Raw genomic sequence first — 26,119 nt, 5'->3', positions numbered from 1 at the left:
CCAAAGTAAGTCCAGCTTAACGCTTAATTGGATGAGAACTCGACATGGCTCTATTAAGCACTTTCAACTTATAAAAAACTCTATTTAACCTAAAAACAACTTTTCCAGATAGGGATTTAAAAACTTTGCTTTGGGATCAAGCTGCTGACGTAAAGCCATAAAATCATCCCATTTAGGATATAAAGCCCGAAGCTGTGTCTTGTTCATTTGATGCATTTTACCCCAATGTGGACGCCCTCGATATTTCTGCAAAATTGGCTCAACCACATCAAAAATCAACTTCGGGTCTTGCTTATGATATTGATGCACTGAAATCGAAATCGAGTCCTGCTGATAAAACGGACTGAGCCAAATATCATCACCCTTCACAAAGCGAAATTCGAGTGGAAAAAAGGTGGCAACTTTATACTTTCTTAAGGCATGCAACACTTCATCCAAACACTCAATTCCACGATCAACAGGAATCTGATACTCCATTTCATTGAACTTGGTATTACGCGGTGTTGGAAATATCTTGCTCGACCAATCTATATAGGTTGTCGGTTTGACAAAGATGCCTAAGAGCTTCTGTAAATAGGGGTTCAATGAGGGAAAATTTTTGGTCAGCTCAGAACATAAGGTCAGTAAAGTATCATCGGATGGGAAATTTTCCTTACGTGGCAAAACCTCTTCATCGGTCTCATCCAAAGTTTTCAGCATCAACTGCTTTTCATGGGAAAACACAAAGCATTCGATGTGTCGATGCTGATGCTTCCATTGCTGAATATGCTGCATCATGTCTTCTACAGGACAAAGCTCGATATGTTCTTTCAGTTTATAGCGCGGGCGATTCTGCATGGTGATCTTAGTTAAGATACCCAAGCTTCCCAAAGAAACTCGTCCTGCGGCAAAGATTTCAGGATGTTCTGTACGATTACATTTTAGAATTTCACCTGACGCCGTCAATAACTCAAAAGCTTCAACATAGGCCGAAATACAATGCAAATCTGCTCCTGTGCCATGTGTGCCTGTAGAGACAGCACCTGCGAGACTTTGCTGATCAATATCGCCCTGATTCATCAAAGCCTGATTGATCGATTGCTGTTGTAAATGCTGATCTAAGTCGTATAAACGTGTACCCGCATAAATACTGCTCTGACATCGATCAAGATCCGTCGATGCGATTCCTGCAATATGATTCAAAGACAATAAAGTTGCATCGGTACAGACCAAGGGCGTAAAAGAATGCCCTGCACCCACCACCCGTATTTTTTGCTGCTCTCTAACAATAGACTGTAGTTCTTGAATATTGGCAGGTTGTAAAATCTGCTGCGGCTTGGCTTTTTGAAAGCCAGACCAGTTCGACCAAATGCCTTGTGTTAAATCACTCATACTGCCTCTCCTTGGCTAACGGCAGTTTTTAAATTGCCATGATTGGTGCGTTTTGCGAGTTCCTGTTTTGGAATCGGTTGTGGTCGTGTCATTTCATCGTAATGACGTTTATTTTTTTCTAACAATAATTGTTCTGTTAGATCTTTGAACTTGCTCTGGCAGGCTGCCAATGTCCATTGACCGAATAAGGTATGCCCACCTTCATAGGCTTGCGCTTGGTATTCTTCATAGGTCGTGACATAGCCCATATAATCATTGCAGTAGGATGCCAACCAGACCCTCTCTATTGACGCCTGTGTAGCAAGCGTCTGTTTAACGGTGTCGACCACACGTCGCCCTGCAATAGTGGTAAATTCTCCTGGACAACAAATCAAAGCCAATTGACCTAATCGCACAATCTGTAAGGGAACCACGCTCGGGACTAAAGGACTCTGCTGAATCGCCCCAGCTTTCACTTGTCGGTTCATTTCTGCAATCAACGGATCAAGAATACTCGGTGGAAAACCTATTGGTTGACCTAAAATCTTTTTGGCACCCGCTTCCAGTAAAATCTGTTTTACCCCCTGAGATGCATAAAGCTGCTGATACACCTCAAAGTCTGCTGCTTTAGGATTCTTCATTTTTTGTTTACGAAATTGATCCACTAAAAATTGCATCCCCATAATTAAGGGTTTGGGTGCACCTAGACCATCAACAGGTGTACCTGCAAAAAATGCGGTGCCATGACAAGGCTGACTGGTCTTTGCATGCTTTTGACCCGCTGCGAACTGATCTGGAATTTCAATATTGCTCAGGTCTACATAGGACAAAACAGCATCGATCTTGCCTGCGACTTTTTGCAAATTTTTGGGAATATTTGATTGTAGCGCTGTCAAAGCCAATTCACTTTGGTAGCACCCATTTTGTTGCGCGTATTGATATTCCTGCTCGCCTTTAATCTTATTACGGATCTTGAGCTGATCTTTGCCATGAAAATGCGGTGATACGTCCCCTGCGGTTGCTTGTGCAAAAATTGTGACTGGATTTTGGATTCCTTGCTCAATTAAAGCCTGCTCAGAGAATGCGGCTGCGTAGCCTTTATTATCACCATCATAGGCGTTTAAAGAATTTCCTAAACAAGTTGCATGTACTCCAAATAAGGAAATAAAGGACTGTAGTTTTTGTTCACGATAGAAACCGATCAGCTGCATTTCTCGGTTCAAAGCTAAATGCGTTTCAGCTTCGGTACGTGGCTGAACTTCTGGATTACGATTGTAGGCTTTGATCGAACGATTCCATGCGACAGGTGTCTGTTCTGGAAAATGCTGCGTACTTAAAAAAATCTCGGTGTCTTGTTCAGACACAATCGCATTTTGAATACTCAGTACAATCGCCTCAACAATGGCAGTTACGTGTTCAGGTACAAAACCAGGCGTTGGCATATTATATAAAGCTTCATAACCACAACCACCAGGGCCAGAATGAGTATGGGTTGCCATGAGGACCAATTGATTTTCATCAAATGGTGAATTTAGAATTTGGGTGAGTCGCGCTACTGTTTGACTGCGTATGGCATGGGTAATGCACCCTAAATCCAGACAACAGATGAGTAATCGGTTATGTTGTTGATCGACAATACTCACACTACGTGCAAATAAAGCTGTGCGCTGTTCATAGGCCCGATGTGACCATTGCCCATAACCAAACATGGCATAGCCTTTCGGTGTAATTTTGATTTGCTGCTTGTCCCAACCCACCTGATACATCACGACTTCCTTTTAAATTCTTTTTTTACTTTCTTAAAGCATGTTGAAAGTTAATCAAAATTATGCGATACCCAACAGGGTTAAAGACACTTTTCTTTGGGGGGCAAAACGGACTTATGCCTATACGTAGCAGCGATAAAAATGATCAACAGCAATTCATTCCACCAACGATTTTGGCCAGCCTGATTCACTATGCTGAGCAACAGCAATGGGACTATGCCGCTTGGTTTCAAGATTCAGGTTTAGATATTGTACAAATACAGCAAACCCAAGGTGTGGTTCGTTTTAGCCAACTCTGTGATGTTGTCCGTCAAGCCATGATCACCTATCAACAACCCGACCTTGGTTTAAAGCTTGGTAGTAGCGAAGGTCTGATCTCTATGGGGATTTTGGGCTTTGCCATGCAATCCTGTAAAACCGTTGCAGATGCTTTAGACATTGCGCTGCGCTATCATCGGATTTCTGGCAGTGTCTTAAATATCGACTTTTTCATCCACGCTGATCTTTGTGAATTGGAGGTCACTGAACCCTATCCGTGCAATGAACTCAAAGCCTTTTTCTATGATGAATTATTTAGCAGTATCATCACCTGTTTAAACGCAATGCTGGGTGATCATGATGATGTGATCAGCCTTGAGCTCAGCTATTTACCAAACGAATTTCAACAGCAATATAATGATATCTTTGGCTGCCCAATCCAATTTAACCGTGATAAAAATATCATGCGCTTTAGCAGCAGCCTACTGCAGCGCAACTTAAAAAATTACAGCCCTGCCAACTACGCAACTGCCATCCAAATCTGTGAGCAGGCCTTAAAAGAAATAGATCAACTCAATCAAGTCGGCTATGTGCATTTACTCGATCATTTGATTGAACAGCATTTACCCGAACGATTTGATATGCAGCAAGCCGCAGAACAATTACACATCAGCGAACGGCATTTAAGACGGCAATTATTATTAGAAGGGCTGAGTTTTCAACAAATTCGGCAAAATGTACTGGAGCGTAAAGCCAAGCAACTCCTCGAACAGAATCTATCCATGAGTGAGATTAGCCTGCAATTGGGTTTTAGCGAATTACGTGAATTCCGGCGTGCCTTTAAACGCTGGACGGGACAAGCCCCTTCGATTTATAAACAAGAGACTCACCTTACTTAAATGATTAGTTCGTAATGCCCACTCATATAAAATGAACATATCTCAGGAATTACTGGTGCTACAGGTCATCCACAACCTGCGTGAGATTAATCAGATGCTATTTCTGCGATTAATTTAAAGAGATACCGAAAGAAGACAGGTTTTGTGGATGACAATGGTTTTGGTTACTTTTGCCGAAACAAAAGTAACTCCAGCTGAAGGCTTATCCAAGAATAAGATGAGATCTCTATAAGATTCCACCGAAGCAAAAAATTAAAACTAAATTTTAACTTGCTGCCTGATAAAACGGTACATCACCATTAATCGTGGCACGATGCATAATCCGATGCGCATCCCCATAATCAAATAAAGCCTTATGCTGTGTACAACGATTATCCCAAATTGCCACATCACCTGCCTGCCACTGCCAACGCAAATGGAACTGCTCATTGGTTGCATGCGCAAATAAATACTGTAGCAATTCAGTACTTTCAGTCTCATCCAGCTCATTAATACGTGTGGTAAAACCTTCGCTCACGAACAAAATTGGCTGACCTGTCACAGGATGGGTTCTCACTACAGGATGAACGACAGGTGGGTTACGCTTAAATGTTTCTTCCAGCTTTTTACGCTCAACATCATTGTGCGCGAAACGTTCAATCGGGAAAGACTGACGAATGTCGTGTGTAGCTGTTAAGCCTTTTAACTTTTGCTGTAGGCCTTGATCCAAGGCAGCAAATGCCGCCGCGCCACTCGACCATAAGGTATCACCACCGACAGGTGGAATCTTGATGGCTTGCAATACACAACCCAATGGTGGTTTCTGACTGAAAGTCACATCGGTGTGCCATAGCTCATTATCACGTAAGTCTTGTTTCCAACTATCCAGTACAATGATTTCAGGCACATTATCGATAGATGGGTAGATTGGATGGATATGCAAAGAACCAAAACCACGCGCAAGCTCAGCTTGTGCCTGAGGTGCAAGCTGCTGATTGCGGAAGAAAATCACATGATGATCCAGCAAAGCCTGTTGAATTTGTTGCGTAGTATTTTCATCAGCCGTGTTTAAATCAACATCGTGAATAATTGCACCGATCGTTGGTTTAATAATTTCAATATTTAACGTCATCTTCTACTACTCACACTTATAACTGTTGGCCATACCAAGGAGATAATTGCTTCTGTAACCAACGCAAAAACAACTCAAAACTCACTGCGACGATCGCAATGACAATAATGCCGAGAACCACGGTATCGGTGATTAGGAACTGTGCTGCAGATTGCACCATAAAACCAATGCCACGATCTGCTGCAACTAATTCCGAAGCCACTAAGGTTGACCAACCCACTCCCAAACCAATACGAATACCCGTCAAGATATGCGGTAAAGCAGTCGGCAAAATCACGTGCCAAAACACTTGCGATTGGCTTGCTCCTAAAGATAAAGCAGCACGTTCACGATTGAGCTGATGGCTCAATACACCATGGGTACTACTGATAATCACAGGTGCAAGGATCGAAAAGAAAATCAAAAGCACTTTGGTGGTTTCACCAATCCCGAACCAGATCACCAATAAAGGCAAATAAGCCAAAGGTGGAATCGGGCGTAATAACTCAACCAATGGATCCAGCACCGCTCGCACCCATTTGTTTAACCCCATCCATAAGCCAAGTGGTACACCAATCGCAATTGCGGCAACTAAAGCCAACAAAACACGAGAAATACTTGCTGCCAAATGCTGCCATAAGGTGGCTTTCATAAAACCTTGTTGGCTGACTTCCAGAAATTTTTGCCATACCGCTTGTGGGCTCGGCAAAAATAGACTTGGGACAATTTTTAATGCCGTGATCAAATACCAAATCACCAATACGCTTAAGACACTGGCAAGACTGAGTGCTAAACTGCGATGACGAATAAAGAAAACCCCTATTGGACTAAAATCCGAAGCAGACTGTGTTTGGTCCGTCGATTGCAATTCCTCGGCCTTACTCACTTCATAGGCTGTATTTTTTGCTTGCCCCGTCATACCGCCACCTCATGCCCAGCTTGTTTCTGCACACGTAGGCGTTCAAACAATTGCTCGCGTAATTGAATAAATTTAGGATCAGATTTAATCGCACGAATGGATTCACCCTGCTTATAACGCTCTGCAAAATCCAGTTTTAAAGTTTCGACAATCTTACCTGGACGAGCCGTCATCAACACCAATTGATTACTCAGCAAAAGTGCTTCTTCAATGTCATGTGTGATCAGGAAGAAGGATTTATTTTGCTCAATCCATAAATCCAGCACCAACTGCTGCATGGTTTCACGGGTAAATGCATCAAGTGCAGCAAAAGGCTCATCCAATAAAATGAATGCCGCATGGCTGATCAAGGCACGTGCGATCCCAACCCGTTGTTTCATACCACCTGACAATTCCCAAATATTGGCTTTAGCCACATGACTTAAGCCAACAATTTTAAGAATTGCATCGACTTGCTGTTGAATTTCTTGCGCTTTTAAACCTTTGAGCTGCAAAGCAAAACCGATATTTTCAGAAACATTTAACCAAGGTAATAGCGCATGATCCTGAAACACCACCGCACGGCGTGCATCGGGTGCAGTCACGACTTCATGATCCAGTGTAATCTGACCCGAACTTGGTTTTTGAAAACCTGCCAAGATGTTGAGCAATGTTGTTTTACCACAACCAGACTCACCCAAAATCACAGTCAAAGTGCCTTCTTCAATCTTCAGATTGATATCTTGCAATACAGGCACTGTCTGTTTTGGAAAAGTTAAATGAAGATGCTCAGCAGCTAATACGCTCATTTAGATCTCCTATGGCTGTAAGAATTGGGTGGTGACATTAGCTTGATAATCAGGCTTTACATGATCCACCTTGCCTTGGCTTTTTAGGAATGTTGCTGTATCGAAAATATTTTTGGCGAACTCACCTGATAAAGTCGCGTGTTGTTGCTGACCATTCAAATAAATATTGCCTGACAACAATAAAGGAATATCTTTCACATCAGAGCCTGTCAGCTGAGCAATTTTCTGGATATTGTCCTCATTTTGTTCAAATGCTTTTGGATCTTGCTGATACGCTTCAACTTGTTTCAAACTGGTTTGTACAAAGGCTTTTAAGAACTCTGGATTTTTTTCAGCGAAATCTTTACGAACCACCCATAAATCATAAGTTGGTGCACCCCACTCGCCGACCTGTTTTGAGTCTGTTAATACATGACCGCTGGCTTTGACTTTGCTTAATGCAGGTTCCCAAACATAAGTCGCATCAATATCACCACGTTCCCAAGCTGCTGTGATTTCTGGTGGACGTAAGTTAATAATCTTGACTTGGTTATCTGCAATATTCCAATGCTTGAGCGCTGACAATAAGCTGTAGTGAGTGGTTGAAACGAATGGTACAGCAATGGTTTTGCCAATCAAATCTTGCGGGTTTTTGATGCCTGATTTGTTACTCACCACCAATGCTTCTGAACCGCCTAATTTAGCCGTCACCAGAAAGACCTCAATCGGTAAATCACGACTTGCAGCAGCAGCCAAAGGACTAGAACCGATATTGCCGATCACCACATCACCCGAGGCCAATGCATTGACCACATCTGAACCTGCATCAAATTTACGCCATTGAATTGCTTGATTACTGTCACGCTCATAATCACCATTGGCTTGTGCAACCTTGGTTGGATCCACACCAGTTTGATAGGCAATCACCACTGCCTTGTTGTTTTTAGACTGAACAGGTGCAGCATCTTTTTGATTTTGATAGACAATAAAAGCAACAATCGCCACAAGGACGATCGCTGTAACAATTAGCGGCTTAGAATTCTTGATGCCCATAATTAGATGATCTTTCAACAATATAGGTTTATGGTATGCGGCATGCTTTATGATTAAAAATAAGAAAAAGTGAGTTGCTTATTCATTTATGAGATAAGAATAAGACTTAGGCAATTTTTGCTGTTTTTATATTCACGTGGTTTATTTTTTAGTATTGATACATTTAATTTCCCAACCAAGCCTTTTAATTATTTATCCCTCTGTTTAAATGAAAAGTAAAATATTTAATCCTGATAATTTCATCTTTAAATTAAATAAGCGTATTAATTTTAAAATACAGTTCCAAGCTATATTCCTAATAATTTAATAAAAAACCTATTATTTATCAAAAATAGATATATAAATAAATTTTGCTTATTTTCCTGAATATAAAAACAGTCCTAAGATAAAAACATCATCCCGCTGATGTATGAAAGGTTATAAAAATGAATGCTCAATTTGATTCTACTGATCTAGCAGAATCGACATCTACGATTCACGGTTTATCAAAAAATCCACAAGATATCTTAGCGCGTGCGCAACATTATGCTGAAGAAAATGAACTCGATTTCACTGGCAGCATCCCCCCATCAGAAGCGTGGTATTTAGTTGAACAAGGTCTTGCGGTATTGGTCGATGTACGTACTAATGAAGAACGCAAATTTGTCGGCTATGTCCCTGAAAGTATCCACGTCGCATGGGCAACGGGCACATCATTTAACCGAAATCCACGCTTTCTGAAAGAACTGGATAGCAAAGTTGGTAAAGACAAAACCATTCTGCTGCTCTGCCGTAGCGGTAAACGTTCAGCTTTAGCGGCAGCGGCAGCTTTTAGTGCAGGTTTTGCTCAAGTTTATAATGTGCAAGAAGGCTTTGAAGGAGATTTAAACGAACGACAACAACGTAATCAAAGCAATGGCTGGCGTACATATCAGTTACCTTGGTTACAAGACTAATGCTGCTTTTTTAAGCAATTATTTTACGATTTATTTAAGATCTCGTTTTGCAAGGAATACGCGTGAGCCAATGGAAAATACAGCCTGTCGTTGAAGGCCTACAACAAGCACGACATGAATGGAGAGAGCGTCAACATCGGATCAAAGAATTTGGTGGGCGTGAACTTCCATCTAAGGATGTGCTGAAGTCAATTTTAGATGATCTGTGTGGGATCTTATTTCCAATGCGACTTGGGCCGAGCGATCTACGCCAAGAAACCGAGGATTACTATATTGCCTATACCCTTGACCGTGTCTTGAATGAACTGTTTGCACAGGTCAAGTTGGCTTTAAATTACGAAGCCAAAAGCCGAGTCAAACCGATCCCTGTTTCTAGCAATGAACGTCTGCTGTATGAACAGCAAGTCGCTTTGGCACAAACGATTGTACAGGACTTTGCCAATACCTTGCCTGACATTCGCCGCTTATTGGATGCAGATGTCTGTGCAGCATATGAAGGTGATCCCGCAGCGCATAGCGTCGATGAAGTCTTACTCTGCTATCCCGGTATTTTAGCGATTATTCATCATCGCGTAGCACATCAGCTCTATCAGAGTGTACCGCTGCTCTCACGGATTATTTCTGAATTGGCCCATTCCGCAACGGGTATCGATATCCATCCAGGTGCGCAAATTGGCAAAGGCTTCTTTATCGATCACGGCACAGGTGTAGTGATTGGTGAAACCTCAGTGATTGGTGAATATGTCCGTATCTATCAGGCAGTGACGCTCGGCGCAAAACGGTTCGAATTGAATGAAGATGGCGCACTGAAAAAAGATTATGCCCGTCATCCAATCGTGGAAGACCATGTGGTGATTTATGCAGGTGCAACAATTTTAGGCTGTATCACCATTGGTAAAGGGTCAATTATTGGCGGGAATGTATGGCTCACTCATAGTGTTGCAGCAGGCAGCCAAATTTTACAGTCACCAAGTGAATCACTACACAACAGTAAAGTTTAATTAAGTGAGACTGCTATAAATTTCATAGATTAAATCGCCTTATTCAGCTTTTATATTTATTTTTCATAAATATATTCTTATGAGTCATATAATCATAATTCAGTATTATTTATCTCATATTAATATTTTTAAAAATAATAAATCCCCTTTAGTCTAACTTAATAAATGATTAAGCAACACTGATATAAAACCAACCCTTTTACTAACAAAGCCAAAAAACAACAGGAAAATTGATTCATGGCAAAAACCACAGATAAAGTCCAACTTGCGCTTGGAGATCATGCAGCTAGACAGCTTGCCAATGCCACCAAGACCGTTCCACAACTTTCGACCATTACCCCACGTTGGCTCACACATTTATTGCAATGGATTCCTGTTGAAGCAGGTATTTATCGCGTCAACCGTGTCAGCAACACCGATGACATCCAAGTTGCGTGTACACAACGTGATGAAGCAACGCTACCCCAAACCTTTGTTGATTATGATGCTCAACCACGTGAATATTTCTTAAATGGTGTTTCTACCGTTTTAGATATCCATACCCGTGTTGCCGATCTTTACAGCAGCCCACACGATCAAATTAAAGAGCAATTACGCTTAACTATTGAAACGATTAAAGAACGCCAAGAAAGCGAACTGATCAATAACCCTGAATATGGTTTATTGGCCAGTGTTGCAGATGAACAACGTATCTCAACTTTAAATGGTCCCCCAACGCCAGATGACTTTGATGATTTACTCCGTAAAGTCTGGAAAGAGCCTGGTTTCTTCCTTGCACATCCAGATGCCATTGCCGCATTCGGTCGTGAATGTACCCGTCGTGGTGTACCACCACCAACAGTCAGTTTATTCGGTTCTCAGTTCATCACATGGCGTGGTGTCCCACTGATTCCTTCGAATAAGATTCCGGTAGAAGATGGTAAAACCAAAATCTTGTTACTCCGTGTGGGTGAAAAACGCCAAGGTGTAGTGGGCTTATTCCAACCTGGCTTGGCAGGTGAGCAATCTCCTGGCCTTTCTGTACGCTTCATGGGTATCAACCGCAATGCGATTGCGTCTTATCTGATCTCATTGTACTGCTCATTGGCGGTATTAACTGAGGATGCGTTGGCTGTGCTTGAAGATGTGGAGGTGGACAAATATCATGACTACCCAGTTAACTACAAGTAACCTATCTTCTACAGGTACTGGGCAAGGTAGTCCAACGGGTTCTGAAGTGGTCGGTGTTAGCCCACCGTCCAACTTCCCTGATGAAGCAACACTTTCAAGACTCGCCTCTGAATTTTTTGCTGCACTGCCAAGCTCAGGCAGTGGCCACCCTTCTGGCTTGAATTTGGACTTGCCCAATGTCGGTACACCACCACATCAACCCCAGCCTGCCGAACCTTTAGCAGCGTTAAGTGGACGTGCGCCCAATATTGCCTATGAAAAAAGTTTGAATCCTGAATATCCTGAGCATATTCCAAACTATCCCGATTATCCTGAACGTCGTGCGATTGCCTCTGCGCCCGTGGTCGGTGGGGCAAATTTACCTCGCCCACCCATTGAACCTAATTTTCCACAGCCCATTCACAGCGCACCGAATGTGCCTTTGGTTGAACCTTCTCGTCCATCTGCAAGTGAGGCTTCGCCATTTTATTTTTTAAATGATTTTGCAGCACCCAGCATATCAAGTTCTGAATTTGATGCTGCCAGTTTTGCGACTGCACAATCATTTCAATTACCACACGGCGATGCGCTAAAAAGCTTGTTACAGCAAGATCAGCCAAGTTCAGCCCAATCCAAAAGTCCTGCCTCTACTGGTTTCTACTTTTTAGATTTGCCACAAAGCAACGCGGGTTATGGCAATTATCAACCTTCACAACCGCAGTTTGTAGCTAATGCAGCTCAACCTTTGGATATTCAAGCAATCCGTCGTGATTTTCCAATTTTGCAAGAGCGCGTCAATGGTCGACCTCTGGTCTGGTTTGATAATGCAGCGACCACACAGAAGCCGCAAAGCGTGATTGATCGTATTGCCTATTTTTATCAGCACGAAAATTCCAATATTCATCGTGCCGCACATGAACTGGCAGCACGTGCAACCGACGCCTATGAACATGCGCGTAATGTGGTGGCTCGTTTTATTGGAGCAAAATCATCCAAGGAAATCATTTTTGTTCGTGGCACCACTGAAGGCATTAACCTGATTGCCAAGACGTGGGGTGAACAGAATATTGGTGAAGGTGATGAGATCATCGTGTCTCATCTTGAGCATCACGCCAACATCGTACCATGGTTCCAACTGAGCAAAAAAGTCGGCGCCAAACTCCGTGTCATTCCTGTGGATGATACGGGTCAAATCATTTTGGAAGAACTGCCAAAACTGATTAATGAACGTACCAAACTGATCTCAATTACCCAAGTATCCAATGCCTTAGGTACGGTAACACCTGTCGCTGAGGTAATCAAAATCGCGCATGCTAAAGGTGTGCGAGTCTTGGTCGATGGTGCTCAATCGGTTTCACATATGCCAACCGATGTCCAAGCAATTGATGCCGACTTCTTTGTATTCTCAGGGCATAAAGTTTTTGGACCTACAGGTATTGGCGCGGTCTATGCCAAGCCTGAAATCCTAGAGACTATGCCTGTGTGGGAAGGTGGCGGCAATATGATTCAGGATGTGACCTTTGAACAAGTGGTTTACCAACCAGCTCCAAATAAGTTCGAAGCAGGTACGGGTAATATTGCCGATGCCGTGGGTTTAGGTGCTGCACTGGAATATGTGGAACGCCTTGGCATTCATAATATTGCCCGCTATGAACATGACTTACTCGAATATGGTCAGCACGCCTTAAGCAGCGTCACAGGTTTAAGACCGATTGGCACAGCGAGAAATAAAGCCAGTGTCATGTCCTTTACCCTTGAAGGTTATTCGACTGAGCAAGTAGGTAAAGCACTCAATCAACATGGAATTGCAGTTCGTTCAGGGCATCATTGCGCTCAACCAATTCTGCGTCGTTTTGGTGTAGAACAGACTGTGCGTCCTTCTTTGGCGTTTTATAACACCACAGAAGAAATTGATTTGCTGGTGTCGGTATTGCATCAACTGACCAGAAACAAACGGAGTGCCTAAACCCTCTTCAATAAAAAAGACTGCCTCAGCGCAGTCTTTTTTATATTCAGGTAAAGGCAACACTCCAAATCAATCGTATTGCAACTACACCCAAAATAACCCCCATTACCCGTTCAAAATACACCCCGAACTCCAAAAAGCGTTTTCGTACAACAGGCTGAGCAAACATGATACTAACCAGAATAAACCACACAGCATTGACTAAACACATCCAGATGCCATAACCAATTTGAACCTTTAACGGTGTTGCAGGATTCACAATGGTGGTAAAAATCGCCAGAAAGAAAACGGTCGCTTTGGGGTTCAGTGCATTGGTTAAAAAGCCCATATTAAAGGCTTGGATATAGCTCGGTTTGCCCATCGCCTCACCAGCCAAAATGTCCAGATTGGCATTCGGTTGGCTGCGTAAACATTGCCAACCTAAGTAAATCAAATAAGCCGCCCCAACTATACGTAATACCGACATTAACCAGACACTTTGCTGGATCAACACCCCAACACCCACTAAGGTATAAAACACATGCACTGAAATGCCTACACCAATGCCGATTGCAGTGATACAGCCAATTAAATAGCCATATCGAACACTCTGCCGTACTGTAATAATAAAATCAGGTCCCGGTAAAACAACTGCCATAAAATGGATCAATGCCAAGGCCAGAAATTCATGCCCATACAACTGCCACATTTGATTTATCTCCATCATGACTATAGGAAAAAGATTGTATTGCGATTTTTAAAGCGCGATAATCCAATCAAAATCCAAATAACTTTTGCTTCATGAGCACAAATCAAAGTCTAGTTCTGTTAAATGAAATGGCGACTTTTGTCAAAGTTGTCGAAACTGAAAGCTTTTCTGAAACGGCACGACAGCTCGGTTCAACCCCTTCTGCAGTGAGCCGTGCCATTGCCCGTTTAGAACGGGCTTTAGGTACACGCTTATTGCATCGCACCACACGTAAACTGCGCTTAAGTGAAAGCGGTCAACAGGTCTATGAACGCTGTGTCGACATGGTCAATGCCGCACAAGCGGTAATGGAAAGCTCAGGACAGTTTCATATTGAACCTCAAGGCATTATCCGAATTAGTGTGCCCAAGGCAGTTGGGCATTTTATGCTGCATCCACATTTGCCTGAGTTTTTAGCCTTGTATCCTAAAATTGATATCCAACTGCTGTTGGAAGACCGTTACATTGACTTGATTGATGATGGTGTAGATCTGGCCATTCGTATAACCGAACAACCACCGGGCGGTTTAATGGGACGAAAACTGATTGAGATTGATCATTTAATTTGTGCTACACCTGAATATTTACAAAAACATGGCACACCACAACATCCACATGATTTAAAGCAGCATCAATGTATTTATTTGGGTGAACAAGCCAGTGATTCGAAGTGGAAGTTCCAGCAAGAACAGAAATCCATTACGGTGGCAGTCCGTGGTCGTTATGCAGCGAATCATACTGGCGTGCGCCTGAGTGCCGCTTTACAACACTTAGGCATTGCCAGTTTGCCCTACTTCGTGGCACGCCATGCCTTAGAACAGGGTTCTTTGGTACAGGTCTTACCCGATTGGCATTTTAAAACTCATTACAGTGGTGGTGCATGGCTACTTTATCCCCCAACTCGTCATGTCCCACCTAAACTCAGTGTCTTTATTCAATATCTGGCGGAAAAATTAGCCGCTGAACCCGTTTTAGTTCAACAGAACGTGCCAATAAAAAATAATGAGTGACCCATCTAAATTCAATAATTTCATTATTCTGAATTATTAGCTCACTAAAATTTATAAACTCTATCCTCACTTTTATTTATCATACAACGATAAAAATAAAATACTTTGGAATGCATCATGCAATCAGCGGATAAAGTAAATCCAGCACCAGCAATCCCTTTCAGGCAAGCCTTTTTGTTCTGGCTTAAATTGGGGTTTATTAGCTTTGGTGGCCCAGCTGGACAAATTGCAGTAATGCATCAGGAACTGGTAGAAAATAAACGTTGGATATCTGAAAAAAGATTTTTACATGCGCTAAATTATTGCATGTTACTCCCTGGTCCTGAGGCACAACAGCTCGCCACCTATATTGGTTGGCTGATGCATCGAACTACGGGTGGGCTTGTAGCAGGCATTCTGTTTATTCTCCCCTCATTATTTATTCTGATTGCCCTGTCATGGATTTATGTGCAGTTTGGTGATGTACCGATTATTGCAGGGTTGTTTTATGGGATTAAACCTGCGGTCACGGCGATTGTCTTTCATGCGACGTATCGAATTGGCAGTCGCTCACTCAAGAATCCGTTTTTGTGGGGGATTGCCGCTGCCGCATTTATTGCCATCTTCGTGTTTAATGTCCCTTTTCCCTTGATCGTATTCGCTGCTGCCATCTCAGGCTATGTGCTGAGTAAGAAAAAGCCCGATTTATTTACGGCTCAGGCTTCCCATCCAAATAGCCAGAAAAATTATGGGATAGCCCTGATTGATGATGATACACCAACGCCTGCCCATGCAGTTTTCCGCTGGGCCAATCTCGCCAAAATTCTGATTATTGCTGCATTGCTCTGGTTTATTCCCATGCTGGTTTTGACCTTAAGCTTAGGTTGGCAGCATGCTTATACCCAAATGGCGTGGTTTTTTACCAAAGCGGCATTGCTGACCTTTGGCGGTGCTTATGCAGTTTTACCTTATGTGTATCAAGGTGCAGTCAATCATTATGCATGGTTGAGTCCAACCCAAATGATTGATGGTCTCGCATTGGGGGAAAGTACCCCAGGGCCGCTGATCATGGTGGTGGCATTCGTTGGTTTCTTGGGGGCGTACAACCATGCTGTGCTGGGTTCTGAACAGCTCTTTTTAGCAGGTGCACTGGGTGCAGTGATTGTCACTTGGTTTACCTTCTTATTCTCCTTTGTATTTATTCTGGCTGGTGCGCCAATTATTGAATCTACACACAATGAACTGAAATTTACTGCACCACTCACTGCGATTACTGCCGCTGTGGTCGGGGTGATTTTAAATCTGGCCTTATTCTTTAGCTATCATGTGCTCTGGCCAAATGGCTTTGATCATGCCTTTAATTATGAAGCGGCCTTTATTACTGTTGCTGCACTAATTGCTTTATTTAAATTTCAACTCAATGTGTTGTATGTGATTTTTGCATCGGCCTTTTGCGGTTTGATCTTATATATTGGTGCGTAATTGAATGCATCGAGTAGCTCAAAATGCCACTCGATGAAGTTCTACCTTAAATATGATGAATTTCGACTGAGGCATGCACAATTTCCTGATGAATCGCCAATTCAGCTTTAACCTGATCAGGATTTAGATCCGTCATGGTCGTTTCCAATCCTAAAATACAAGAGAACTTGCCTTTCCCGACCTTCCATACGTGTAGATCAGTAATTTCAACCTGTGAAAACTGGGCAATCACCTCACGTATTTCTTCGACCACAGGATGTCCCATTTCGGCATCCAATAAAGTTTTTCCAGTTTCCTGCATCAGTCCCCAAGACCATTTTGCAACCAGTAATGCACCGATAATTCCAAGCAAAGCATCCAAAAAATTCCAGCCAAAATACTTGGCCGCAAATAAGGCAATAATCGCCAGAACGGACGTTACCGCATCTGCAACCACATGTAAGAATGCGGCTTTTTGGTTTAAATCATGATGATGATCATGGCCGTGATGATCTACTTCATCATGAGAGTGACAATGCGAATGATGGTGATGATGTTCATGCCCCTCATCATGTAACAGCCATGCACAAATCAGATTGACGATCAGACCCACAATCGCAATCGGAATCGCTTCATTAAAATGAATGGTGACAGGATTAAATAAACGCTCGAGTGACTGAATCCCCATCAACAGTGCCACTACCATCAGCAAAATCGCACTGCTATACCCTGCCAAGATTTCAATTTTCCATGTACCGAAACTGAAGCGTTGATCCTGCGCATAATGTCGTGCCATACGATAGGCAAAATAAGCCAGTCCCAAGGCCAGCATATGCGAACTCATGTGCCAGCCATCGGCAAGTAAAGCCATTGAATTAAAAACCCAGCCGCCTAGAATTTCTAACACCATCATCACTGCGGTCAAAATGGTGGCAATTAAAATTCTTTTTTGAGCCAAGGGATTTCCTTGATCAAACTGGTGAGAATGGCGTCGTTCTAGGTTACTATGCTGCATTTATTGTAGTCTTCCAATATACTCCCCCTAGTATATATTTTTTTAGGAAAAAAAGTATGTCTCACCTCCATCAAGATAAGAAAATTTTAAATCGCCTTAAGCGGATTCAAGGACAGTTCGCAGCAGTCGAGAAATCAATCACAAATCCTGAAAGTTCTTGTATAGAAGTTCTACAGCAGGTTGCAGCAGTCAAAGGTGCGGTGAATGGTTTAATGAACCAATTGATCGAACAACACCTAAAAGAACATGTATTAAAAGGTGCTGATCATGTGGATGAGGAAGAAGTCGAAAAGTTTTTCACCTTATTACAACGCTATCTATAAATACCAAAACGCTATCTATAAATACCAAATGGCGTCACTCAGTTGGTCTAGTTCGGAATGATCATGACTCACGTACAACATTGGAATCTTGATTTCCTGTTTAACGCGTTGAAAAAAAGGAATGATCTCCGCTTTATGTGCTGTATCCAGTGCAGACAGTGGCTCATCTAAAAGCAGCAATCGTGGCGAGTACAGTAAGGCTCGTCCCAAAGCCACTCGCTGTTTTTCTCCCCCAGAGAGCTTAATTGGCATACGTTCCAGCAAATGCTCCAATTTCAGCAACTCAACAATATAGTCCACTTCGAACTGACGTTGCTGCGGTGCAATATGCTTAAATCCAAACAGTAAATTCTGCTTGACGTTTTTATGCGGGAACAGCTGAGCGTCCTGAAAGACCAAACCGACACGGCGCTGTTGCGTACTGAGATAAATGTTCTGACCTTGATCGAACCAAGTCTGATTCTGGATTTTAATCCAACCCGATTGAGGTCGGATTAACCCTGCAATGCTGTGTAATATGGTGGTTTTCCCCGAACCCGAAGCCCCAAATAAACCAATCACCGACTGATCAGACTGAAAGCGTTGATTCAGACAGAATTGCCCTTGTTGCAACTGAATATGACAATCAATCATGTTGTATACCCACGCTTATTTTTCTGATAACGATTGAACCACTGCGCAAACCATAAGGCAAAGAACGCTACCGATAGAGACAGGATAATCAACCGCCATACCGCAGCTTCGGTATCGGGTTGTTGCATCAAACTATACATTGCTAACGGTAAAGTGCGGGTTTCGCCAGCAATATTGCCAACAAAGGTAATGGTTGCACCAAATTCACCTAAACTTCGGCAAAAACATAATATAGCACCAACTAAAATACCACTGCTCGCGAGCGGTAATGTCACCTGCATAAACGCCCCAAAGGAAGATGCACCTAAGGTTTTTGCAGCAAGCTCCAAGCGTTGATCGACCAGTTCAATCGCCAGTCGGATTGATTGCACCAATAAAGGAAAGCCCATTACTGCAGATGCCAAGACCGCGCCCTTCCAGTTAAATGCAAACTCTAAACCGAGTGGCGCAAGATACTGCCCCAACAAGCCTCGATTACCGAACAATTGCAGCAATAAGTAGCCAGGTACTACAGGTGGTAAAACCAAAGGCAAAAACACCAAAGTTTCGAATAGGGATTTTCCCCAAAACTTTTTTCTAGCCAAAACCCAAGCCACCAAGGTCGCAGGGATGAGGCTAAACACCAGACAGGCTGCTGCCACTTTGCAGGATAGCTTGAGAACTTCAATTTCTTCTGGGCTTAGGATCATCATTCAATTACTGCAACACACTAAAACCATATTTTTTAAATACGTTTTTTACCTGTCCGCTTTGTAGAAATTTATAGAATTTGACCGATTCCGCATTCTTCTTGGTTAAACCCACAGGATAAATAATTGGTGGATGCGTATTTTCTGGGAAAACACCTGCCACCACGACGTCTTTACTGATGGCAGCATCGGTCGCATACACAATCCCCACCTGACATTCACCACGCGCTACAAAGTTTAAGGCAGCACGTACATCTTCCGTTTCAACCAGTCGTGATTCAACTTTGTCCCACCAACCGAGTGAGGTCAATGCCTGCTTAGCATATTTGCCGACGGGCACACTTTTAGTATCTCCTGTGCAAAGCTTGCCTTGTATCACTTGAGTTGGATCAAAACTTTTATCCATTTTTAATTTAATCGGGCGATCTTTAGGTGTAATCACAACCAATCTATTACCCAATAAATTGATGCGATCAGTTGATGCAACCAGCTGTTTATTCTGTAAATAATCCATCCATTGTACATCAGCTGACATAAACACATCAGCAGGTGCACCCGCTTCAATTTGCTTGGCTAAGGTTGAAGAACCCGCATAAGAAGTTTTGACCTCAGTTTTATTCTTTTGCTCATAGATCACATCGAGTTCATTGACTGCATTGGTTAAACTTGCCGCTGCGTAAACCGTAATCGCATCCGCGGCTACGGCATGGGTCTGCATCAATAAACTCGCCCCAAAAGCGACAACACATAGATATGTTTTTTTCATCATTGTTGGCATTGTTTTTTCCTCAAAATTCGATATGTTTTTAAAAATATATCGCTTAATAAAGATACACTAAAAATAACAATTCGCCAGTCTTGTTATCCTTAATCCATCATCTGTTTATATAGAAACTTAATGATCTAACGATATGTACCAAGACCATTACCTTTTGGTGCAAAAAAACAATTTCACACCAATTTAGTGCATCACCATATAAATCCCAATATGAGCGATAGATCACATTATCCAGATCAAACATTCACTCAATCGTTATTTACCAAAAAATATAGCGATTAGCCGTATTTTGCTGCCCAAAATAAAAAGGCGTCTATCCAAACACCAACTGAATGATGCTGAATAGACGCCTTTGTCTATTTCTAAAGCTAGCTTAGATCGCTGCCCTTTCCTGATTTTAGCAAAAGATGTGCCAAATGCTTTTTAAGCTTTGACTACATTTGAAGGCTTAAATCATGCCTTAACCTCTAACTGCTAGATTCTGCTTAGGCAACAACTTACAACCACAAGAGAGTGAGTCATTCACTCTTGCCGCAGCTTTACCCATGACTTGCATATTCGGATCGCCAGCAACGATCGTCGCCACTGTTTTATGTTTTGGACAAGTTGCCTTATCTCCTACACAAGCAATCGGAATTCCTTCAATTAGAAAGCTACTATTTCCAGTAATCACCTGACCACCGCCTGTGGTAGGACAACCAACAACAATATAGGGTGTTGCCATAATCTAATCCCTCCGCTAAAAGTGCCAAAATAATTAAAGCACTTCAAACTCAATTCGACGATTTTTCTTACGTCCATCTGCCGTTGTATTATCTGCAACAGGTTGACTGGAACCTTTACCTTCGGTACTTAAGCGATCAGCCGCAATACTTTTACTGACTAGGTAATTTTGTACCGCTGCAGCACGTTGCTGACTTAACACCGTATTCTTATTGGCATCCCCAGAGCTATCGGTATGCCCAATAATTTTGACTTTCTTGCCGCCAACCTTATTTAAAGCTACTGCCATTTCATCCAGAATCTGCTGTCCTGCCACAGTCAGAATGGCACTACCTGATTCAAACTCAATGATTCGGTTCTTCAAAGCATCGTCAATAATTTTCTGCTCAGCCTGATTTACTGAAAGCTGTGCGTTAAAGCGATAAGGCTGTTGCACTAAAGATTGAAAACTAGTTGTAGTCGGCTGAATTTGGTTTGGATCAGTCATTTTCCCAGTTAAATCAACCTGAGTTCCTCTCACCTTTAACTGACCTTGTGAAATCTTTTTCAGATCTGGAGTAATGATACGAGTCACAGAATCACTCCAGCCATTCGGAGCTGAAACTGGGCGAACCTGAATTTTATCGACCACTTGGTCTGCACCATAGACAGACTGCATCTTGGCCAAGATTGCCTGCTTACTCGCATCATTTGGAACAACACCTTCCACCACGATCGGTGCAGCACTGGCAAGATGACTTTGACCTAAAATGCATAAGCCAAACAATAAACTCGCCCATATAGATTTCGGATTATTTCTCATATTCATTCATCTAAAAAAGTTTGTCTAAACAGCTTTAAACCTTGATTTAGGCTCAATTGACGCTGACAAAGTGATTGTTCGAGTGTGGCAAGACCCGCATTCTGTTCAAGATAAGCATCAATCCATTGTGCCTGGATCAATGATACCCAATGCTCGCTCTGCATGTTTTGGGTGAAAATATCGCTGAGTGCCATAATATCGGCACCTTGGAAACCAATAAATAAAATTGGTTCTTCACGATGTAAAATACCAATTAGAATTTCAGTATTGTTAATACCTAAAAAACGACCGATCATACCGACCCAGAAAGCCGCGATTTCATAACAATACATGTGATTATTGATAGGTAGAATCAGCACTTTATTTAAACGGCTGGTACCATTTTTTAAGATTGGTTGAAGTAACAGGCCTAAACCAATCATACTTTGCGCAAGTTCATAAACATTGATTTTCATCAATTGTGCAAATGAGTGCATGGTATGGCCTTCATAGAAGCCATTACATTCTGTTGCAGTGAATAGTTGCACAACATTCGGTAGATTATTCAACTTCTCCAACATGATATTGGTATCACGAATACTACGAAGTACCCGATTGCGTTGGAATAAATCAACCAAAACCGACTTGTAGTAATACGGCGCCAATAACAGATTTTGAAAAGGTTGTTCAACTTCAAGTAATTGACTGAGTACCATCGGAAACGCTCGGCCAGAGCTGTCTTGACTGGCAATCAAGTTCGCTGCCAAAAACATCGGCTCAGCAGGGTTGGCAATAAAGAAATCCAATGCAGGTAAGGATTCATAACGCTGCTTAAAATCTGGCGCACGCATGGCATGCTCAAGCGCTTCTGTAATCCACTGATCAAGTACCTGAATTAATGCATACTGCCCTTTGGATTTTAGAAAGTCACCACGTGCGGGTGTCTTTCCATAATACAAAGGTGTCGTTTTTACTTGCTGCATCCAAGCCCCTCCTGCTGTTCCGTGATTATCCCAAACATTACGGTGTTGCTCCTTGAGCAGGTGCTGTTGGCTGTGGTTGAGGTGCAGCAGCTGCCGCACCCGCAGGCATTGCTTGAGCTGAGACTACACGTACCGCCTTCTCAGTCACCACTTTATCCACCAACTGTAAACCTGAATAACCACGGCTTGAACCAATATTGCCAGAGCTATTACCACTGATTAATCTGAAATTCACTTTCAATGCTAAAGATGGTTCAGTTTTGCTGGTCCATGTCATTTCAAAGCTACCATTTTGTTCTTTGCGTTGTGCTGCATCGATCAAACGGTTGATACCATACTCACCTGGCTCTTCAAAAATCGTATGGGTTTTACCTTCTAAATCCACTGCGGTAATACGCGCGCCCGGAATTGCACCTTGGTTCGGCCATACGAAGTTCACCCATTGCTGAATGCCGTTTTCAAACACCATGCGTTGACCATCAATATCAATGGTATATGACAAGTATTGTGGATTCGGTAATGGGTAGAACTGGAAGTTCGATTGATTGGATACAGGTGCAGCCGCAGGTTGATCTAGGCTGCCTGTCGCCATGCCATTGATTGGAGCTACATATTGCTGGAATGCCATCACAAATTGTGGATTTAAACTAATACCTAAGTCTTTCCACGTCTTCGAGGTCAAGACATAACCACGACGGATCACAAATGGATCTAAAGCTTCTTTTACAAAGCGTGCAATGCTACCGGTCTCACCAAAGATTTGACCAATTTCACTACTAGTTGCCTGTAAAGTCACACTCGAATTAAATGGATATTTTTGACTTAAATTGGTTTTAAATGGTTGATAAGCTTGGATTCCCCACAACTTATTCAACTCATCTTGGGTTGGTACAATCAAGCTTGCAAAAGATTGAGTTAATGGTGTCATCAACAGTTTTTGTAATACCTGTTGATCTGTATCCTTAAGACCCACCATCATTTTTTCATCAACATATTTCTGTGTAAGGTTAAACACAGATGTTTGATCATTAATGGTTTGTTTCACCAAGGCCATCGCACTTGGACCAATCTCACCCGCTGTTTTCAGATCATTGAACTTACTACGCACTTGCGCAAGATTGTTCATGTACTCATCGAATAATGACTTATCTTGTAAATCATCACGCTTACGCACCAACTGATAGAACATTTGATATTCTTGTGAAATTGCACCTTGTGCCTTATTCACCGCCTGAGCTGCTGCTTTGTCATCTGAATTATTCAAGACTTTACGTTTAAACCATGCCACAAAACCTTTCTCAGGTACTGCAAGTTCAGCCTGTACAATTGGATTATCCCAGTTGGTTTCGATCGCAATGCGTTGTAATAAAGTACGAATTGGTGAGTTTTGCGGCTCGCCCAAAACATCGATACTTTTCACTTGCTGAGCAAACTGATCCGCTTTGGCATAATAAATACCATTCAGGAACTTTTTCCATTCTGCTACATATTCTTGCTTATACAGCGCAACTAACTGCTTACGGATCTGTTCAGGGCTACCCGAGAAAGTAAGGTCATCAGATTGACGGCTATTCAGCACCCAATCTTTACTGTCCGTTGGTTTATTTGCTGCTTCTTCAATCGCTTTCTCTACATACTCATCCCAAGCCTTTTGTGTAAACACGCCTGGTAAAGCATAACTACCAAGAACAATACTGCGGTTTTGTTCACCCACAATTTGTCCTACCGTTACCGCAGGGAAGCGTACTGCTGCACGCATCTTAATTTCGTTATACACACGATCACGCGCAGGCATACCACGAATTACAGACAGTAAAACTTGGCGGGTTTGATCAACCACTTGTGCATCAGTTTCTAATACAGGGAAACCTTCTTGATTCGCCAAAGTCATGGCATAAGAAAGAATCTTCTCTGCATCCTGAATCATTTCACCACGCGGCATTTGTCCACGATTGGCATCTAACCAAGAACGCCAGAAGCGTGAAACTTGATCACTTAAATGACTGGTATCCATATATTCATGATTACTCATCATCAAGTACGCTTTCAGTGCGTTATAAGCATCTTGTGGATTCGCATCTGACGGTTCTAAATATTGCTGAGTCTTGGCAACTTGCTTGATCTCTACATTGACATGATTAGCTTTTAAAGTTGCTTCATTATTTTTGACACGTTGTAGATATTGCGCAATATTTTGTTGTGTTGGGGTCAAGACAATCTGCTTAATGCCTTTGAGGTATTCTGCTTTTAAGCTTTCACGTAATTGATTGCCTTGGTAGAGACCAAAACTGAATTTTAATGGACGATTTTCATCAAACTCATCCAGCTGTTGTAAACGTTCTTGCAGAATTAATAAGGCTTCAAGTTGAGTTGATAATTGTTGACCTGAAGATTTTTCCAAGTGCACCACTTTATCTAAGTCAGCCTGAACATCCGCAATCAATTGTTGGTTGTTACGATATGACCAAACCCATACACCGAGTACCAAAGAAACGCCAACCAAAGCGGCAATAAAAGCGATATAACGCTGACGTTTTTTCGCAGGATTGATATGTTGCTTGACCAGATCTTTATCTCGCAAAATCACATTGGAGAATAGACCTTGGAGGAAATAACCATGATTGGGTGCAACTGATTGTGCAGTGCCATCTTGTCCATTACCCTGAATTTGCTGGAGTTGAAATTCTTGGGCAATGTTTTCTGTCATTGGGCTTTCAATCACACCCTCTTGCAAAGCACTGGTAAAATAGAAACCACGGAAAATAGGTTGGAACTGGTATGGATTATCTTCAAATAAAGTACCGACAAAACTTTTTAATGCTGGTTTGAGTGTTTTAAATTCCAGTGGGAAAGTCATGACACTCGGAGAAATATTTTGCGAATGGCGGCGACTTAAATGCGTGGTACTGACACTCTTTAAACCGTCATAAAGAATGCTGTAATGTTTTTCGAATAATTCCACTGCATTCTGAGATGAGTTCTGCTCATAAGGTAAGGTTGCACCCCACGCCTGATTATATTCTTGCGACTCATAGCAATCAAAAAACTCAGTAAAACCTGCAATCAAGTCCATTTTAGAAAAGACCAAATAAACAGGAACCACAACCTCAAGCTTTTCAGTTAAGTCTTGAATTCGAGCACGTAGATTTTTGGCTAATTTTATTGAGTTCTCAGGACTCTGGCTAATCAATTCGGCAATACTGACAATCAGCACCAAGCCATTCACTGGTGCTTTAGAACGGTTTTTCTTTAGGATATTTAAAAAACCCAACCATTCCGAATGATCTTCAGAATAAACTGAATAGCGACCTGCGGTATCTAGTAAAATCCCTTCTGTAGAAAAGAACCAATCACAGTTACGTGTACCACTTAAACCCGCTGAAACCATCTTTTGATGGGTTTCTTCAAACGGGAACTTCAAACCAGAATTATAAATTGCAGAACTCTTTCCAGCTGCTGGATTACCAATCACCATATACCAAGGTAATTCGTATAAGGCCGCATTGCCTTTTTTATCTCCCAATTTAGATTTACGAATCAGTTGAATCGATTCTTTCATCTGTTGCTGGATTAACTGTAATTCAGCTTTATCTTTGTGTTGACCATACTCAGCTTGGCTGTCTTGCTCAATGGCATTGGCAAGTTCTTCACCTTGTTCTGCATGGCGCTTTCTTTGAATCAGCCAATAAATGCCATAAACGATTAAACCCAAAGCATATGTTGCTGCCAGAGCCCAAAAGATATGACGTGGAATGGACGAATATGAAGAAATCAGTGCTACGAATAAAGACAAAGCAATAATTGCTTTAGGATTCGTAATGTACTGCCAAAGATAACCTAAAATGATATACATTGAGTTCTCGA

The 26,119-nt window shown here is 42.2% G+C and carries 23 protein-coding genes; 8 read left to right on the top strand and 15 right to left on the bottom strand.

Translation table 11 applies throughout. From position 1 onward, the window contains the following. Positions 1–84: 84 nt before the first annotated feature. A complete protein-coding gene (locus F3J02_RS06255; RefSeq protein WP_167248185.1) occupies positions 85–1,371 on the bottom strand; it encodes a D-arabinono-1,4-lactone oxidase in 1,287 nt (428 codons plus the stop codon). After that, positions 1,368–3,116 carry a neutral/alkaline non-lysosomal ceramidase N-terminal domain-containing protein gene (locus F3J02_RS06250; RefSeq protein ID WP_167248184.1) on the bottom strand — a complete coding sequence of 583 codons (1,749 nt, stop codon included), beginning with the start codon at positions 3,114–3,116 and terminating at the stop codon, positions 1,368–1,370. The genes F3J02_RS06255 and F3J02_RS06250 overlap by 4 nt, the downstream gene beginning before the upstream one ends. Before the next feature lie 62 nt (positions 3,117–3,178). Between F3J02_RS06250 and F3J02_RS06245 the strand changes: the two genes are divergently transcribed. Further along, positions 3,179–4,273, top strand: coding sequence for an AraC family transcriptional regulator (locus F3J02_RS06245; RefSeq protein ID WP_167248183.1), 1,095 nt, complete (start codon positions 3,179–3,181; stop codon positions 4,271–4,273). Positions 4,274–4,538: 265 nt separating this feature from the next. On the opposite strand, the gene tauD is transcribed toward F3J02_RS06245, so the two are convergent. Genes tauD through tauA form a run of 4 tightly spaced genes read right to left on the bottom strand, consistent with a single transcriptional unit; the run spans position 4,539 to position 8,120 of the window. Beyond that, positions 4,539–5,384, bottom strand: coding sequence for a taurine dioxygenase (gene tauD, locus F3J02_RS06240; RefSeq protein WP_167248182.1), 846 nt, complete (start codon positions 5,382–5,384; stop codon positions 4,539–4,541). 16 nt (positions 5,385–5,400) lie between these two features. Continuing rightward, positions 5,401–6,282, bottom strand: a complete 882-nt coding sequence (gene tauC / locus F3J02_RS06235) for a taurine ABC transporter permease TauC (protein ID WP_167248181.1) — start codon at positions 6,280–6,282, stop codon at positions 5,401–5,403. After that, positions 6,279–7,070 carry a taurine ABC transporter ATP-binding protein gene (locus F3J02_RS06230; protein ID WP_005211394.1) on the bottom strand — a complete coding sequence of 264 codons (792 nt, stop codon included), beginning with the start codon at positions 7,068–7,070 and terminating at the stop codon, positions 6,279–6,281. Before F3J02_RS06230 ends, tauC begins: the two co-directional genes overlap by 4 nt. A gap of 9 nt (positions 7,071–7,079) precedes the next feature. Continuing rightward, entirely contained in the window at positions 7,080–8,120 is a 1,041-nt protein-coding gene (gene tauA, locus F3J02_RS06225; protein WP_171526037.1) for a taurine ABC transporter substrate-binding protein, read from the bottom strand. Positions 8,121–8,527: 407 nt separating this feature from the next. Between tauA and F3J02_RS06220 the strand changes: the two genes are divergently transcribed. The 4 genes from F3J02_RS06220 to F3J02_RS06205 all read left to right on the top strand — a co-directional run bounded on the left by F3J02_RS06220 (position 8,528) and on the right by F3J02_RS06205 (position 13,153). Further along, positions 8,528–9,037: a rhodanese-like domain-containing protein gene (locus tag F3J02_RS06220; RefSeq protein ID WP_167248179.1), complete on the top strand. Its 510-nt coding sequence runs from the start codon at positions 8,528–8,530 to the stop codon at positions 9,035–9,037. 62 nt (positions 9,038–9,099) lie between these two features. Further along, positions 9,100–10,038, top strand: a complete 939-nt coding sequence (gene epsC, locus F3J02_RS06215; RefSeq protein ID WP_167248178.1) for a serine O-acetyltransferase EpsC — start codon at positions 9,100–9,102, stop codon at positions 10,036–10,038. 237 nt (positions 10,039–10,275) lie between these two features. Then, positions 10,276–11,208 carry a family 2A encapsulin nanocompartment shell protein gene (locus F3J02_RS06210; RefSeq protein WP_004654714.1) on the top strand — a complete coding sequence of 311 codons (933 nt, stop codon included), beginning with the start codon at positions 10,276–10,278 and terminating at the stop codon, positions 11,206–11,208. Further along, complete coding sequence (locus F3J02_RS06205) at positions 11,183–13,153, top strand: family 2A encapsulin nanocompartment cargo protein cysteine desulfurase (RefSeq protein ID WP_167248177.1); 1,971 nt, start codon at positions 11,183–11,185, stop codon at positions 13,151–13,153. Before F3J02_RS06210 ends, F3J02_RS06205 begins: the two co-directional genes overlap by 26 nt. 46 nt (positions 13,154–13,199) lie before the next feature. Here the strand turns inward: F3J02_RS06205 and F3J02_RS06200 are convergent, their stop codons facing one another. Continuing rightward, positions 13,200–13,841 (bottom strand): LysE family translocator, encoded by a 642-nt coding sequence (locus F3J02_RS06200; RefSeq protein WP_167248176.1) that lies wholly within the window; start codon positions 13,839–13,841, stop codon positions 13,200–13,202. A 92-nt stretch (positions 13,842–13,933) separates the two neighbouring features. Here F3J02_RS06200 and F3J02_RS06195 point away from each other — a divergent pair, with 92 nt between their 5' ends. After that, positions 13,934–14,890, top strand: a complete 957-nt coding sequence (locus tag F3J02_RS06195) for a LysR family transcriptional regulator (RefSeq protein ID WP_167248175.1) — start codon at positions 13,934–13,936, stop codon at positions 14,888–14,890. Between the two features lie 117 nt (positions 14,891–15,007). Then, positions 15,008–16,351 carry a chromate efflux transporter gene (gene chrA, locus F3J02_RS06190; RefSeq protein WP_167248174.1) on the top strand — a complete coding sequence of 448 codons (1,344 nt, stop codon included), beginning with the start codon at positions 15,008–15,010 and terminating at the stop codon, positions 16,349–16,351. 46 nt (positions 16,352–16,397) lie between these two features. Here chrA and dmeF read toward each other — a convergent pair whose 3' ends face one another. After that, on the bottom strand, positions 16,398–17,345 hold the full coding sequence (gene dmeF, locus F3J02_RS06185; protein ID WP_167248173.1) for a CDF family Co(II)/Ni(II) efflux transporter DmeF: 948 nt from the start codon (positions 17,343–17,345) through the stop codon (positions 16,398–16,400). Positions 17,346–17,401: 56 nt separating this feature from the next. On the opposite strand from dmeF, the gene F3J02_RS06180 reads away from it, so the two are divergent. Next, the gene (locus tag F3J02_RS06180; RefSeq protein ID WP_004654733.1) at positions 17,402–17,668 is read left to right on the top strand and encodes a metal/formaldehyde-sensitive transcriptional repressor; all 267 of its coding nucleotides are present in this window, start codon (positions 17,402–17,404) and stop codon (positions 17,666–17,668) included. Positions 17,669–17,683: 15 nt separating this feature from the next. Here F3J02_RS06180 and F3J02_RS06175 read toward each other — a convergent pair whose 3' ends face one another. From F3J02_RS06175 to tssM, 7 genes are all read right to left on the bottom strand, one after another. Continuing rightward, positions 17,684–18,301 (bottom strand): ATP-binding cassette domain-containing protein, encoded by a 618-nt coding sequence (locus tag F3J02_RS06175; RefSeq protein WP_167248172.1) that lies wholly within the window; start codon positions 18,299–18,301, stop codon positions 17,684–17,686. Further along, positions 18,298–18,993, bottom strand: coding sequence for a molybdate ABC transporter permease subunit (gene modB / locus F3J02_RS06170; protein ID WP_167248171.1), 696 nt, complete (start codon positions 18,991–18,993; stop codon positions 18,298–18,300). Before modB ends, F3J02_RS06175 begins: the two co-directional genes overlap by 4 nt. Positions 18,994–18,997: 4 nt before the next feature. Next, a complete protein-coding gene (gene modA, locus F3J02_RS06165) occupies positions 18,998–19,768 on the bottom strand; it encodes a molybdate ABC transporter substrate-binding protein (RefSeq protein WP_167248170.1) in 771 nt (256 codons plus the stop codon). 460 nt (positions 19,769–20,228) lie between these two features. After that, on the bottom strand, positions 20,229–20,492 hold the full coding sequence (locus F3J02_RS06160; protein ID WP_167248169.1) for a PAAR domain-containing protein: 264 nt from the start codon (positions 20,490–20,492) through the stop codon (positions 20,229–20,231). Positions 20,493–20,525: 33 nt separating this feature from the next. After that, on the bottom strand, positions 20,526–21,299 hold the full coding sequence (locus tag F3J02_RS06155) for an OmpA family protein (RefSeq protein WP_167248168.1): 774 nt from the start codon (positions 21,297–21,299) through the stop codon (positions 20,526–20,528). After that, positions 21,296–22,255, bottom strand: a complete 960-nt coding sequence (tagF, locus tag F3J02_RS06150) for a type VI secretion system-associated protein TagF (RefSeq protein ID WP_167248167.1) — start codon at positions 22,253–22,255, stop codon at positions 21,296–21,298. Before tagF ends, F3J02_RS06155 begins: the two co-directional genes overlap by 4 nt. Positions 22,256–22,292: 37 nt before the next feature. Beyond that, positions 22,293–26,108, bottom strand: a complete 3,816-nt coding sequence (tssM, locus tag F3J02_RS06145; RefSeq protein ID WP_167248166.1) for a type VI secretion system membrane subunit TssM — start codon at positions 26,106–26,108, stop codon at positions 22,293–22,295. Between the last annotated feature and the right edge of the window lie 11 nt (positions 26,109–26,119).

Origin of the sequence: Acinetobacter sp. Tr-809 (assembly GCF_011753255.1) — a bacterium.
Taxonomy (GTDB): Bacteria; Pseudomonadota; Gammaproteobacteria; order Pseudomonadales; family Moraxellaceae; genus Acinetobacter.
The sequence above is the reverse complement of the archived record's forward strand: the minus strand, read 5'-3'. Positions and strand labels throughout refer to the sequence as shown.

What these genes read in the sequence shown, in the direction of transcription:
- F3J02_RS06255 (WP_167248185.1), bottom strand. Translation starts at nt 1,371, where the DNA reads ATGAGTGATTTAACACAAGGCATTTGGTCGAACTGGTCTGGCTTTCAA.
- F3J02_RS06250 (WP_167248184.1), bottom strand. Translation starts at nt 3,116, where the DNA reads ATGTATCAGGTGGGTTGGGACAAGCAGCAAATCAAAATTACACCGAAA.
- F3J02_RS06245 (WP_167248183.1), top strand. Translation starts at nt 3,179, where the DNA reads ATGCGATACCCAACAGGGTTAAAGACACTTTTCTTTGGGGGGCAAAAC.
- tauD (WP_167248182.1), bottom strand. Translation starts at nt 5,384, where the DNA reads ATGACGTTAAATATTGAAATTATTAAACCAACGATCGGTGCAATTATT.
- tauC (WP_167248181.1), bottom strand. Translation starts at nt 6,282, where the DNA reads ATGACGGGGCAAGCAAAAAATACAGCCTATGAAGTGAGTAAGGCCGAG.
- F3J02_RS06230 (WP_005211394.1), bottom strand. Translation starts at nt 7,070, where the DNA reads ATGAGCGTATTAGCTGCTGAGCATCTTCATTTAACTTTTCCAAAACAG.
- F3J02_RS06220 (WP_167248179.1), top strand. Translation starts at nt 8,528, where the DNA reads ATGAATGCTCAATTTGATTCTACTGATCTAGCAGAATCGACATCTACG.
- F3J02_RS06210 (WP_004654714.1), top strand. Translation starts at nt 10,276, where the DNA reads ATGGCAAAAACCACAGATAAAGTCCAACTTGCGCTTGGAGATCATGCA.
- F3J02_RS06205 (WP_167248177.1), top strand. Translation starts at nt 11,183, where the DNA reads ATGACTACCCAGTTAACTACAAGTAACCTATCTTCTACAGGTACTGGG.
- F3J02_RS06200 (WP_167248176.1), bottom strand. Translation starts at nt 13,841, where the DNA reads ATGTGGCAGTTGTATGGGCATGAATTTCTGGCCTTGGCATTGATCCAT.
- F3J02_RS06195 (WP_167248175.1), top strand. Translation starts at nt 13,934, where the DNA reads ATGAGCACAAATCAAAGTCTAGTTCTGTTAAATGAAATGGCGACTTTT.
- chrA (WP_167248174.1), top strand. Translation starts at nt 15,008, where the DNA reads ATGCAATCAGCGGATAAAGTAAATCCAGCACCAGCAATCCCTTTCAGG.
- dmeF (WP_167248173.1), bottom strand. Translation starts at nt 17,345, where the DNA reads ATGCAGCATAGTAACCTAGAACGACGCCATTCTCACCAGTTTGATCAA.
- F3J02_RS06180 (WP_004654733.1), top strand. Translation starts at nt 17,402, where the DNA reads ATGTCTCACCTCCATCAAGATAAGAAAATTTTAAATCGCCTTAAGCGG.
- F3J02_RS06175 (WP_167248172.1), bottom strand. Translation starts at nt 18,301, where the DNA reads ATGATTGATTGTCATATTCAGTTGCAACAAGGGCAATTCTGTCTGAAT.
- modB (WP_167248171.1), bottom strand. Translation starts at nt 18,993, where the DNA reads ATGATGATCCTAAGCCCAGAAGAAATTGAAGTTCTCAAGCTATCCTGC.
- modA (WP_167248170.1), bottom strand. Translation starts at nt 19,768, where the DNA reads ATGCCAACAATGATGAAAAAAACATATCTATGTGTTGTCGCTTTTGGG.
- F3J02_RS06160 (WP_167248169.1), bottom strand. Translation starts at nt 20,492, where the DNA reads ATGGCAACACCCTATATTGTTGTTGGTTGTCCTACCACAGGCGGTGGT.
- F3J02_RS06155 (WP_167248168.1), bottom strand. Translation starts at nt 21,299, where the DNA reads ATGAATATGAGAAATAATCCGAAATCTATATGGGCGAGTTTATTGTTT.
- tagF (WP_167248167.1), bottom strand. Translation starts at nt 22,255, where the DNA reads ATGCAGCAAGTAAAAACGACACCTTTGTATTATGGAAAGACACCCGCA.
- tssM (WP_167248166.1), bottom strand. Translation starts at nt 26,108, where the DNA reads ATGTATATCATTTTAGGTTATCTTTGGCAGTACATTACGAATCCTAAA.